This window comes from Nostoc sp. NOS(2021) (assembly GCF_017115025.1).
Lineage (GTDB): Bacteria > Cyanobacteriota > Cyanobacteriia > Cyanobacteriales > Nostocaceae > Nostoc.
This window is the reverse complement of record NZ_JABXKM010000082.1, coordinates 1-12472: the sequence shown is the minus strand read 5'-3', so window position 1 is coordinate 12472 and position 12472 is coordinate 1. Positions and strand designations below refer to the sequence as shown.

The following is a 12472-nucleotide window of genomic DNA, read 5'->3' as shown; positions in this document are numbered from 1 at the left end:
ACGAAGGGCTGGGCGGAGCAGGCGTCATGGTCGGAACCGATCATGGAGGAGCGCACCACCGGCGTGCCCGTCTCTTGCGCTACGCCGCCGATGACGTGCGTCAGGCGTGAGTAGATCGCCTGCATCCGCCGGAGGTCGGCCAGGCTGAGCGGAACGGCCGCGCAGCCTGGCACCCCCGAGACCGGCAGGACGGGCAGGTAGCCGATCATCACTAGGCGCGCCTTGGGCGCGCGCCGATGCACCTCGGCAACGACCCGGCGCAGCGAGCCGGGCAACGCTTGGAAGTGCTGATCCACCTCCGCATCGGATACGACCTTGCAGTTCGCCCCGCCCGTGTGGCGGCAGGTGTAGCCAAGGAGGTTGCCGACATAGTTGACGTCGTTGCCGCCGACCGTGACGGTGACCAGGCGGGTGTCGGCGTCCACCGCGTCGATCTGGGGGCGGAAGCCGTCCTGCGAGCGTTGCAGGATGTCGGCCGTGGTCGCGCCGGAACAGCCGACATCCACGAGGTTCAGGCCGCGTCGCGCCGCCAGCAGATGCGCGTAGTTGGAGAGCGATCGGTCGCACCCGCGGCTTTGCCCATCGCGTCTGCCGACGCCGGGTCCGGCGGCGTAGGAGCTACCCATCGACACGTACTTGAGCGGACCGGTGCCGCCGGACCCCGCTGCAAGACTAGGCGCGCGGAAGGGCTGCGCGGCGACGGTACCGACGGCCAGCGACAACGCAGCACCGATGCCGACCGCGGTTCTTCCTGGTGTACGCATGAGCTTCTGACGGGGCATTGGTGACAGGTTAAGGTTATGATGCATTTCTCAATCTACCCATAGCACGAAAATTTTATCAAGAACCGCGATAGAAAACATTGTTTTTGGGTTAGCGATCGCCTAATTTTTGTGTTCGCCATTTATTTTGGTGCGAAAACCTCAGTACAAAGCTTAGTTTGATACCTGATTTATTCCTAAATTTTCAGCGTAAATTCTAATTGACAAAAGCAATGTTATCTTAACCCGTCACGAATGGTTGGCGAGTAATATTTTTGTTTGCGGAATAACAGCGATCGCTCTAGGGGTGTTGGAGGTGCAAAAATTCCAGAACTAAATACACAGTTGCATAAATCCGTAGCATTTGTTTGGAAGAGATTAAGCGCTTTGTCTACACGTCCCAGTAGAAGCACGGCAAGAAAAGAACAGTCTTTACCGAAAAAATGGGTCTAAAGCCCCGTCCTAAAGGAGCGGCTTAAATATTTGTGCAGTCGACGCTCCAAGGGATTGCTGAGAAGAACGCTTACGTAGAGCAAGAGACGGCAAAATGGAGGACTCTGGCTGAATCTACCAATTACGAATGAGGTCGAAGGCGAATGGTTACGTTTAGATTCCGGTGAACTACTTGCTGATTCGCTGATCTGACCTGGAAAACGATCACTCCTTTTTGTCCAAAGTCCAATACTTAAACTTCGCTGAACTTGCGAGAGTAAAGTTCATCAGATACTTTTTTTCGTTCTGGTTCAACCACTGTCAAATGTTGCTCTAAAATTGCCAAATTGCGAATATTAGACTTATAAAAAGCATCAAATAAATCACCCACAAAAGGCACAGTACCCACAACTGTTTCTAAACCAACGTTGAAAATCATTTTGGCTAAATCTTGGCGTGGGATGCCGAAGCGGGTAGCTAAAAATATGATGTAAGCTGAAAACGCTGTGCTGATTAAATCACCAGCACCTGGAACTAAACCAATGATTGGGTCTATTCCAATATGAAAACCTGTTAGAGGGATACGTATTGATGTATCCATCAAGCGGCTGAGTTTGCGGATGCGATTTAGAGTAGCAAGGCGTTTGGCAGCGTCCATAATTTCTGATATTTGCACTACTCTTAAATTGCACTATTTCTAGTTCTTTGTCTTGTACCGTTAGAAATAAAACGTATGAATAAAAATCCTGACGACTGCCCAGAAATCAGATAGATGGATGATGCTGTTTATTACGATGCCTGCGGCGGTAAACTACGCTCAATTATTGTTGATGCCATCTGGCTTGTTGGTCGAATTGCCTACGCTTGGGGATATTATCAGGCGGACCAAAAGCGGACAACATAAATACCAGCAAGCTTTTCCTTGTGTTGTTTGAGGCTACGTCGTGGCTTTTGGTCTATCCCTCTTCTGTCACTTTCCCCAGATAAAAAGATGAAATCATTGCTACACAAGAGTTTCACGATAAAGCGATGATGATGTTTATAATACTAAAAAATAAAGCCACAAACCCAACCCTAGTCTAAGGTTTAAACATTGCTTTTAATTTTTGTGCTTTTAATTTTTGTTTTCGGAGCGTGACAGAAGAGGGCTATAGGTTACTTTGCAAGTGACTTTTTATTTGTCACTGTGTCAAATTAGTGTCATCAAGGATGTGAATCCTAGACTCTCTAGCGTTCAGCTTAGAATCCGGGCAACGCACTAGTACAGCACGGCGTAAATAAACCACCCATTCAAAATCAATGAAATGCTTACTCTGTATACCTGTTTGAATTTTGAATTCCGCCTTGCGGTACTAGCTACCCTAAAGTAATTTTATTTTTGCTTGACAAATTACCTCTAATACCTCCTATTTTAAAAATATTTTGTATTGCTAATAACAAACTTGCTATTTATTTAATATTAAAAATTTTAGATATTCTTATTTATACCGATTACCTCTGAGATTGCTCCCAAACAATTTGCTCAAACCCCAAGTCTGACCAAGCTTGATTTTGTGCAGCTTCACAAAGAATTGGTATTAATACAATCATCAATCAAGTATAGGACTTACGCAAAACTACACGCTGTAGGGGCAATTCATGAATTGCCCCTACCTAAAAATCATTCTTTTCAGCTATTGTTTGCGTAAGTCCTGAAGTAAATTCTGGAAATTGTATTTAATTTGCTAATCAGGATTTGCTTTTCTGATAAAGTTTAGTAAAGCCAAGTTTTACCTCTTCTTTGTACTACTACTAACGCATCGTAATAATACCTAAGTTTTTGATTAGCCATCAAGGAGAAGAAAATATCAAAAAGCTTGTGGTATTCAAAGATAACGTGTAATTCACTACACTTTTCTAGCCGCTATTTTGTGTTGTTGCCACAGTATTTCCCAAATCTTTTTCATGAGAACTGAGGCAGATAAAATAATATGTTTTTAGACATTTTAGCTAGCTTACAACGGTTATTTGTCGGTTACATTCCAGCCGCTGTCTTGGGTAGTTTCATCGGTTATTTTATAGGCATTAATAGCATGATCTATCAGCTATTTAGGCTGATATTTCAGATACCGAATAGTATCCCACCTATAGCTTTGCTACCTATTGCCCTAATCGCGTTTCAAGAGAGTGAATCGGCTGCTATTGTAGTAGTTTTTCTGGGAACTCTCTGGACGATGATCATTAATACAGCAATAGGTATGCGACATTTTCAGAGACAGAATAATAACTTTCGAGTAGCTATATTTCATATATTTCATGCCTTGAAAGTTAGTATTTGGGTAGCCTGGTTTATAGTTATTGCCACAGAAATGTTAACAGGGCCAAAAGGACTTGGCTTCACCCTCTGGGATGCTTATAAAGCTGGCAATACCGATTACATAATCCAGGTGGTACTTTACATCGGTATCATTGGCTTTTTGCTGGATCAGTTACTAGATTTCGCAGCCTATATTCTCTCACAAATGGTATCAGATGGGAAAAAATCTTCCTAAACTTTATCTAGACTTGCTGATTGCACCCTGCCAGCTAATAGTTTGCTTTGCAGAACGTATTCCCAAAGAACGAGTTGCTACGACTTCAATATCAACGTTGATACCAGGGCGTAAAGCTTCGTCAGGAATTTTGAGCTTACCCAAAGCGAGAGTAAAACGGTTGTAGTCACGAGTCACAAGTTCGTTAGGAATATCTCCTTCATATTCAGTTTTGTAGTCAGAAAAACCGTGCAAGCTATCCTGGGCGCGAAATTTCACGCGAAACTGAGTATTAATAGCATCAGACTTTGCTGCCAAATCGACTATTTTTAAGTTGAGGTTTTGTCCAGATAAATTCTTTAGTTTCTAGTTAATAACCTGGCAATTTTCGGACTCATGATTTGTGTCAACATAGCACCCACCTAGCTCAGGGTTATTTCGTTCTAGACAGAAACCGCCCAGAACTGAAGTTTAGCGGCTCATAGCTAAAGTCCGTTTTAACGGACTATAACCTTTTCTTAGTCGTCTTTATAGCGTTTCCTAATCACATGAGGTACATCTTAGCCCCCTCTCGAAGAGCGGGGAGGGGTTCTTATACCTCACTCAACCGCGAACCGCTATAGACGACTTTCGCCATTAGACTCAGAATTCATTCTGAGGCGGACTAGATGAGAATGAAATAGCCCTGCACCCAGCTTACTAACCGATTAAGCTGCTGTTGGGTCGTCATTGACCTTAACAATCAGCTTGCCAAAGTTCTCACCTCGAAGTAAACCGATGAATGCAGTAGGAGCGTTCTCTAAACCAATAACTACATCTTCTTTATACTTGAGTTTACCAGACTGCAACCATCCAGAAACATCATGCAAAAAATCATTAAATCGATGTTGGTAATCACTAACTAGAAAACCTTTGATTAAGGCCCGCTTGACTAGCAGTGGTCTTAAATTAGGCCCTGGTGGAGTAGATGTGGCGTTATACTCCGAAATCAAACCTACTAGTGGAATTCTTGCCCCAAGGTTGAGCTGCTGCAACACAGCTTCTAAAATTACACCTGCTGTATTGTCATAGTAAACATCAATGCCATTAGGAGCAGCTTCTTTGAGCGCTGAATCAAGTTCTTGAGTTTTGCGGTTAATGCCAACATCAAAACCTAATTCTTTAACTATATAGTCCCGCTTATCGTCACTCCCGACAATTCCCACTACTCGCGCACCTTTAATTTTGGCAATTTGACCTGCTACTGCACCGACAGCACCAGAAGCGGCTGAAACCACAACAGTTTCACCTTCTTTCGGTTGACCGACATCAAGCAGAGCAGCATAAGCAGTCAGACCAGGCATACCTAGTACACCTAAACTATAAGATAAAGGTGCCTGAGTGGGATCAAGTTTACGCAGTGTCTCACCCTTAGATACAGCATAAGTTTGCCAACCGTTACTGCTAAGAATAAAATCTCCTACTTGAAATTGAGGATGATTTGATTTAATTACTTGGCTGACTGTACCACCCACGATCGCAGAATTCAATTCTACTGGTGCAGCATAAGACTGACCTCCACTAATGCGACCACGCATGTAAGGGTCGAGAGATAGATAAATGGTGCGGCTAAGAATTTCGCCTTCACCTGGTTCGGGAGTTGGTGTTTCTACCAGAGCAAAATCACTCTCTTTTGGTTCGCCGACTGGACGACTTTTGAGGATGATTTGTTTGTTAATTAAATCAGACATAAGTTATTTTCCTTTAAATCAATCTGACCATTGGTGAGCGCACAGATGTGTGCGCCCATTCAGAAAATATTTCTACCTTTAGTGTGACACTTGCGAGAAAATATTATCAGTAAGTCAATTTAATTAAACATAAGATTTGCGTAGAGTGCGTTAACGTAGTTAAACGCACCCTACATTTGAATGTCACTTACTTAAGCTAGGTTTAGATCCCCGACTTCTTCAATAAGTCGGGGATCTGGGCAGCAACTTTTGCTTAAGTAAGTGGTATTCCACCCTACATTTAATGCTTTTTAAGTTTAACTATTTATTTGCATTCAAGATTTGATAATTTAACTTAGTTAATTATTAGACATCTCCAGAAATTAATTATACGTTACCCTAAATTATTGGTAGGCACAATTCATGAATTGTGCCTATGTCATTTTCACTTCTATGTCTATTAAATAATTTGCTAATTTCCCACTCACTCCGTAAGATGCTGTAAATGTAATCATCCCATAGTTTACGTGTAAGCCCTATTAGTTTTACTAAGCGCATTAGCAGAAAATCAAGCTTTCTTAGACGCTCGCCAGAAGGTTTAAAGCAGAGTAGCAACTGCCGTGCAATTTCCAGTCATCTTGGTATTAAGACACCGTTGCTGAATATCTTTCTAATAGCGACTCCTCTGTTTGTAGCTGGGCAAAAGTACTCTTGACGAACTCTGCTATCTCTATTCGATTCCCACCTGGATCGCGGAGGAAAAATCGCACGCATCCTGGGATTGGTCGCTGATCGGGAATAATTTCTACCCCATGCCCTTTTAGGTGTTCCTCAAAGGTGTTCAAGTTATCGACTTGGAAACAATAATGTCGTCTAGATGCTTGGTTATTGGTGTTTTTCTCTGTACTAATGTGCAATTCAATGTCTCCCAACTTGTACCACGCTCCTGAATCGTTTTTGATCACTTCAGGTCTGGGAATTTCTGTCAGTCCCAAAACTTTACTGTAGAAAAACAGCATTGCTTCCTCTACTTCAAAAGGATAGGTTACTTGAATATGATGAACTGCATCAAGCTTCATAAATTTTTCTCCTAGTTTTAGTTAAATTTGGCAACGGTACAATCACCTTTTGCTGTCATACTGGCGTCTTTCTAAAGTTTTTCTGTTCCAACTCACCAAAAACCTATGCGACAAGCTTTCCCATACTGATACGTTCTTCGACGAGATAGCCAAGTTTTCTATAAAACTCAACTGCTTCTGCGTTGGAGACACGAACTTGGAGATTGATTTTGAGGCATCCCATCGCGATCAATACCCTCTCTGCGTGCCGCACTAGCTTACTACCAATACCCTGCCGTTGATACTGAGGACTGACCGCAACTGTGTATAGCCAACCGCGATGCCCGTCATATCCTGCCATTATAGTGCCTATAATTACAGAGTTAATCTCGGTAACAAAAAACAACTCAGGCTGTACAGCAAGCTTCTGACTGATTACCAATTTTGGGCTGCTGTGCGACGGGTTATTAGGAAACACCTCATCCCACAAAGCACTGACTGATTCAGCATCAGATTCTTGGTATGGTCTTATATTCATCTACATCTCTAAATCAAAGGACTTGCCTTTGCCCATTGTTTGTGAAATACTACTCTTCAAACTACGGCAAATCGGTATAGTTTAAGTAGTACTGTACAAAACTTACCATAAAATATCGCGTCCTGAAAGCAATTACAGGCTAATCCCTAAGATGACAAACACAGAAATTCGCACCGCTCAAGTTAAAGTCCCTAACGGAGATTTACAAATTGATGCTTATTTAGCTGAACCAGCAAAAGAGGGAACATTCCCCGCCGTTATCGTGATTCAGGAAATTTTTGGCGTCAATATTCACATTCGGGAAGTTGCTGAGAAGTTCGCCAAAGAGGGGTATGTTGCGATCGCTCCGACTTTATTTCAACGCACTGCCCCTGGTTTTGAGGGTGGATACACTCCTGAAGATGTGCAGCAAGGAAGAGGGTATAAGGAGCAGACAACAGCAGATGAAATATTAAGTGATATTAAGGCTGCGATCGCCTATTTAAGAACCTTACCAAATGTCCAAGGAGATGCGATCGGCTCCATTGGTTTCTGCTTTGGTGGTCACGTCGTTTATCTAGCTGCTACTTTACCAGATATTAAAGTTACAGCTTCCTTCTATGGTGGCGGTATTCCCAACTCAACTCCCGGCGGTGGAGAACCAACCATCACCCGCACTGCTGATATTAAAGGCCCCATTTACGCCTTCTTTGGTCTTGATGATCAGGGAATCCCCTTGGAGCAAACAGAACAGATTGAGGCTGAATTGAAGAAAAATCAGATTCCCCATGCTATCTTCCGCTATCCTGGAGCAGGACATGGCTTTTTCTGCAACCATCGCGCCAGCTACAATGCCGAAGCATCTGCCGATGCTTGGAAAAACGTTCAAGAACTGTTCCAAAAGAACCTTCAGCTTCAAAAAGTCTAAATCTTTGGGTTAGGAGCAATACACCGCTAGGGGCGCATATCTGTGCGCCTCTACTGAACAATATGCATCTTCATCAAATCGGCAAATATTAGCCAAATAGTCAAAAGTAAATAATCAGGACTTACGCATTGACAATAAATAGTAAATATGTGTAACGTGAATAACCACATCTTTCGTAGGGGTAAAGCATTGCTAAACCCCTACAGCATGGTCTATTTACGATCAAAAAATAATTAATCAAAGCCTGAAACAACCTATTTTTGTTAATGCACATCATGATGATTTTGTATAGTGCGTAAATCCTAATAATAATAAAGTATCACATTGATGATTACCGCCTTCAAACAGCTACGAGTTAACATTTTCCAACGTTTTTCACTATTCCTATTACCTGGATTATTAACAATCTCAACAACCTTAATCAGTTGTTCAGTCGAAACCCCAAATTCAGACAATAAAACCACTGGTTTTAAAACCAAAGTTGTCCGTATGGGATATCAAAGCTCTGGGGATATTGTCAGACTTAAAGGAGTGATAGAAAAACGTCTACAACCTTTAGGTGTTTCCGTCGAATGGGCGCAATTTGCCGCCGGGCTACAACTGATGGAAGCGATGCTGACTAGCGAACAATATGCAGCCATCACACCGGAAACCATTAGTCAGAAATAGCGTCAGGAGATAGGAATATGGAAGTTTTTTGGTATTTGCCTACACAGGGAGACGAGCGTTATTTAGGTACTACAATTGGTAGGCGACCAGCCACTTATCCCTATATGCAGCAAATCGCCCAAGCTGTTGATAAATTGGGCTATGGTGGGATGTTGATTGGTACTGGACAAAAACAGGATACTTGGATTGTAGCTACTTCGTTAATTTCAGTTACAGAACGCTTGCGATTTCTTGTAGCCTTTCGTCCGGCAATTATGTCGCCTTCCTTGGCAGTCAGGATGGCTGCTACTTTTGACCAGATTTCTAACGGTCGAATTATTCTGAATGTGGTAACAGGTGGCGACACAACAGAACTTGTTAAAGATGGGATTTTCTTAGATCACGATCAGCGTTATGAACTTACAGATGAGTTTTTGACAATTTGGCGATCGCTCATGCAAGGTGAAGAAGTAACCTTTAATGGTCGTCATCTGAAAGTTAAAGGCGCAAAACTCCAATTTCCTCCTGTACAAAAGCCTTATCCCACTCTATATTTTGGTGGTTCTTCAGATGTTGCTCTCCAAGTGGCTGCCAAACACATTGATGTGTATTTAACTTGGGGTGAACCACCAGATCAAGTTGCCCAAAAGATTGCAAAGGTACGCCGATTAGCAGCAGAACAAGGTAGAACGGTACGTTTTGGGATTCGGATGCACGTTATAGTACGCGAAACTACGCAAAAAGCTTGGGATGCAGCCAACGAACTGATTCAGTATGTCGATGATGAAGCGATCGCTGATGCACATAGGCGGTTTGCTCAGTCTGAATCAGAAGGACAACGCCGCATGGCACAACTACACAATGGGGAGGTTGCCTCCGGCACGCTACGCGATCGCCAAAACTTAGAAATTAGACCCAACTTATGGGCAGGTGTTGGCTTAGTGCGTGGAGGTGCTGGTACTGCCTTAGTCGGAGATCCAGAGACAGTTGCAGCGCGAATGCTGGAATATGCCGATTTAGGAATTGATACCTTTGTTTTCTCAGGTTATCCCCATCTTGAAGAAGCCTATCGAGTCGCGGAATTACTGTTTCCTTTGTTACCAGTGCAAACGCCAGCGATCGCATTACCGCAGCAAGTTGCAAGTACATTCAGTGAATTTGTTACCAAAACAGATTTACTCAAACCACAGCCTGTGTGAGCAATTCAAAATTCAAAAAACTAGTGTGCATTCAAATCATGATAACTTAGTACAGCTTTGCGTAAAATCGTAGCGTTTTGAAACGCAAAGGTACGCAGAGTTTTGCCAAATTTAATTCGCTACAAATTAATAGGATGCTGTACTTAAGATTAGTTAAAACGTACAAAAATCATCTGCAATTGTGCATTAAACGGTCTTGCTTCCCACAATTGCTACGCATAAAGTTAAGGCTTGATTTCTGGTGGGGTCAAGGCAGTATATTCTTCAGGGGAAAGCGCTACATCCTTAACATTGATCTTCTTGGTGATGAACTTTTGCTCATAGAACAAGTCAGAAATCTTCTGCTGCCCTGACAGAATTTCATCACTAATGGGTCTTAAGGTATAACGCCGCCGCTTGACTACTTTTTCCAATGTTGGAATATCTAGCTTGGCATCACGCGCGATTATTTCGGCAACGTCTCGTGGGTGTGCCTCAGCCCATTTGCCGACGTTGTTGACTTCTTCGAGGATAATTTTTACTAGTTCCGGGTTCTCCTTCACGAAACTGCGTGCAGCTAACCAGTAACCACCTTGGGTCGTAATCCCCTTACCATCCCGGAGAATCCGAACTCCCTCAGTTCTCTGAAACTCGGCAAGTTGAGGATCACTAATTACACCTGCATCAATACTATTACGAATAAACGCTGCACGAGTTTCTGGTGATATGAGATTTAGATATTTGACATCACTCAACTTCAGCCCTACTTCCTCCAAAGCCTTCACCACAAAATATTGACTAGCAGTAGCTCTTTGAAAAGCGAGAGTCTTACCTTTTAAATCAGCTACAGTCTTGATTGGGGAGTCTTTATGTACTACGATTGCAGTTCCTTCACCAGTAGCAGGTTTAGTGCTAGCAATAAAAACAAAAGGAATACCAGTTGCTTGGGCAAAGATGGGTGGAGTTTCACCTACAGCACCGACATCCAAGCTGCCCACATTCATCGCTTCTAGAAGTTGCGGCCCGGCGGTAAATTTTGCCCATTGTACATTAATACCTAGTGGATTCAAGCGTTTCTCTAAAACTTGTCTATTTCTGGTTATATCCGCAGCCGTCATATACCCTATTCGTAACACTTTCGTCTTGATGCCACTAGAAGCGGCGACGGCGGCTTTCTCTGGTGTATTCGGTGTCTTGCAACTAACTAGAGTCGTGGATAGGGTAAATACTCCAGCCATTAATAACATTAGAAAGTTGCGTTTTTTAGCTACCATAATGTGCTACCAATTTTCTGATGTTTAAGGTTTACTGCAAATGCTCAAGGCTTAACTACCGAAGGAGTCAAAGCAGCATATTGTTCAGAGGAAAGTGTCGCTTCTTTAACATTGATTTTCTTAGTGATGAATTTCTGCTCATAGAATAAATCAGCAATCTTCTGCTGTCCTGACAAAACTTCTTCACTAAGAGGTCTTAATGTATAACGCCTGCGCTTTGATACTAGTTCTAGTGTTGAAACATCAATTTTTGATTCGGGCGAAATCAATTCAGCTACTTGATGTGGGTTAGCTTCAGCCCATTTGCCGACGTTGTTGACCTCTTCCAAAATGATTTTCACGACATCAGGATTATCTTTGACAAAATTGCGCGAGCCTAACCAGTAGGCTCCTTGGGTAGTAATCCCCTTACCATCTCGGATAATCCGAATACTGCCAGTTTTCTGAAATAGCGCCAGGTGGGGGTCGCCAATTACAGCTGCATCAACACTCTTACGTTCAAATGCTGCACGAGTTTCTAATGGCGTGAGGTTAATGTGTTTAATATCGCTAAGTTTTAGTCCTGCTTCTTCCAAAACCTTCAGAACGAAATACTGCTGTGCAGTAGCTCTTTGAAAGGCGAGTCCTTTGCCTTTGAGGTCAGCTATTGTCTTGATTGGAGAGTCTTTATCGACTACAACAGCAGTTTCCTGACCAGTCCCAGGTTTGCTGCTAGCAACATAAACGAAAGGAACGCCGGACGCTTGAGCAAAGATAGGCGGAGTTTCACCGACAAAGCCGAAATCTACACTTCCCACATTCATCGCTTCCAGAAGTTGCGGCCCAGCAGCAAATTTTGACCACTCGACAGAAATACCCAGTGGAGTTAAACGTTTTTCTAACAGTCCTTTAATTTTGAGTAAGTCTCCAGCCGTCATGTAGCCCATGTGTAAGACTTTTGTCTTGGTGCTATTAGAGGCGTTAGCAGCTTGCTCTGGTGTACTTGGTGCTTTACAACTGACTAAAGTCGTGGATAAAGTGAATACTCCACCTACTAAGAATAGTAGAAAGTAATTGAATAGCTTGAAGTGAGATTTGCTCGATATTTCTACCATAATGCAATAGTAATTCTTTAATTTTTTGGTTTATTCAATACTGAATGTGTGCCCTTTGCGCTACTGGCAATTAGCTGGAAAGTCAAATGAAAATTGTAGCTGAGAAATTTAATTAAGCAGCTTTGCAAATGGCACATAATTTCGGTCATATTTTAAACTACGGTAACTTGACCGAATTTAAGTATTTTGTTAATTTCATGGATATTATCATAGACTTCTGTAAGAATCAAGCAGCAAATGCAGCCACGCTTCTGATATCATGTCCGCTTGATATAGCAGGGGACTGGGGACTGGGTTGAAAGTCTGTTTGTATATAGGTTTTATCATCAGTTAATGTCCTAACCTTCTTGTCCGTTGCTATAC

Annotated in this window: 12 protein-coding genes and 1 pseudogene; 5 read left to right on the top strand and 8 right to left on the bottom strand. The window is 42.8% G+C overall.

The features are described 5' to 3' along the window. Both HWQ41_RS10140 and HWQ41_RS10135 read right to left on the bottom strand, forming a co-directional pair. A partial coding sequence (locus tag HWQ41_RS10140) for an SGNH/GDSL hydrolase family protein (protein ID WP_292762097.1) occupies positions 1-782 on the bottom strand: 782 nt, incomplete at its 3' end. Positions 783-1446: 664 nt separating this feature from the next. Next, positions 1447-1851 carry a DUF4112 domain-containing protein gene (locus HWQ41_RS10135; protein WP_292762096.1) on the bottom strand — a complete coding sequence of 135 codons (405 nt, stop codon included), beginning with the start codon at positions 1849-1851 and terminating at the stop codon, positions 1447-1449. Between the two features lie 114 nt (positions 1852-1965). Between HWQ41_RS10135 and HWQ41_RS10130 the strand changes: the two genes are divergently transcribed. Both HWQ41_RS10130 and HWQ41_RS10125 read left to right on the top strand, forming a co-directional pair. After that, entirely contained in the window at positions 1966-2097 is a 132-nt protein-coding gene (locus HWQ41_RS10130) for a hypothetical protein (protein WP_292762094.1), read from the top strand. Between the two features lie 1066 nt (positions 2098-3163). Further along, positions 3164-3724 carry a nitrate transporter gene (locus tag HWQ41_RS10125; RefSeq protein ID WP_292762093.1) on the top strand — a complete coding sequence of 187 codons (561 nt, stop codon included), beginning with the start codon at positions 3164-3166 and terminating at the stop codon, positions 3722-3724. Between the two features lie 3 nt (positions 3725-3727). Here the strand turns inward: HWQ41_RS10125 and HWQ41_RS10120 are convergent. From HWQ41_RS10120 to HWQ41_RS10105, 4 genes and pseudogenes are all read right to left on the bottom strand, one after another. Then, positions 3728-4054, bottom strand: a pseudogene (locus HWQ41_RS10120) (collagen-like protein); the annotation flags it as partial. A 356-nt stretch (positions 4055-4410) separates the two neighbouring features. After that, positions 4411-5433, bottom strand: a complete 1023-nt coding sequence (locus tag HWQ41_RS10115) for an NADP-dependent oxidoreductase (RefSeq protein WP_292762091.1) — start codon at positions 5431-5433, stop codon at positions 4411-4413. A gap of 623 nt (positions 5434-6056) precedes the next feature. Next, positions 6057-6491, bottom strand: coding sequence for a VOC family protein (locus HWQ41_RS10110; protein ID WP_292762089.1), 435 nt, complete (start codon positions 6489-6491; stop codon positions 6057-6059). 103 nt (positions 6492-6594) lie between these two features. Beyond that, on the bottom strand, positions 6595-7008 hold the full coding sequence (locus tag HWQ41_RS10105) for a GNAT family acetyltransferase (RefSeq protein ID WP_292762087.1): 414 nt from the start codon (positions 7006-7008) through the stop codon (positions 6595-6597). Between the two features lie 151 nt (positions 7009-7159). Between HWQ41_RS10105 and HWQ41_RS10100 the strand changes: the two genes are divergently transcribed. The 3 genes from HWQ41_RS10100 to ssuD all read left to right on the top strand — a co-directional run bounded on the left by HWQ41_RS10100 (position 7160) and on the right by ssuD (position 9762). Further along, entirely contained in the window at positions 7160-7915 is a 756-nt protein-coding gene (locus tag HWQ41_RS10100; RefSeq protein WP_292762086.1) for a dienelactone hydrolase family protein, read from the top strand. 327 nt (positions 7916-8242) lie between these two features. After that, positions 8243-8584 (top strand): hypothetical protein, encoded by a 342-nt coding sequence (locus tag HWQ41_RS10095; RefSeq protein ID WP_366931651.1) that lies wholly within the window; start codon positions 8243-8245, stop codon positions 8582-8584. A 17-nt stretch (positions 8585-8601) separates the two neighbouring features. Further along, positions 8602-9762, top strand: a complete 1161-nt coding sequence (gene ssuD / locus HWQ41_RS10090; RefSeq protein WP_292762085.1) for an FMNH2-dependent alkanesulfonate monooxygenase — start codon at positions 8602-8604, stop codon at positions 9760-9762. 224 nt (positions 9763-9986) lie between these two features. Here the strand turns inward: ssuD and HWQ41_RS10085 are convergent, their stop codons facing one another. Continuing rightward, complete coding sequence (locus HWQ41_RS10085) at positions 9987-11015, bottom strand: aliphatic sulfonate ABC transporter substrate-binding protein (protein WP_292762084.1); 1029 nt, start codon at positions 11013-11015, stop codon at positions 9987-9989. A gap of 44 nt (positions 11016-11059) precedes the next feature. Continuing rightward, positions 11060-12109 carry an aliphatic sulfonate ABC transporter substrate-binding protein gene (locus HWQ41_RS10080; protein WP_292762081.1) on the bottom strand — a complete coding sequence of 350 codons (1050 nt, stop codon included), beginning with the start codon at positions 12107-12109 and terminating at the stop codon, positions 11060-11062. Between the last annotated feature and the right edge of the window lie 363 nt (positions 12110-12472).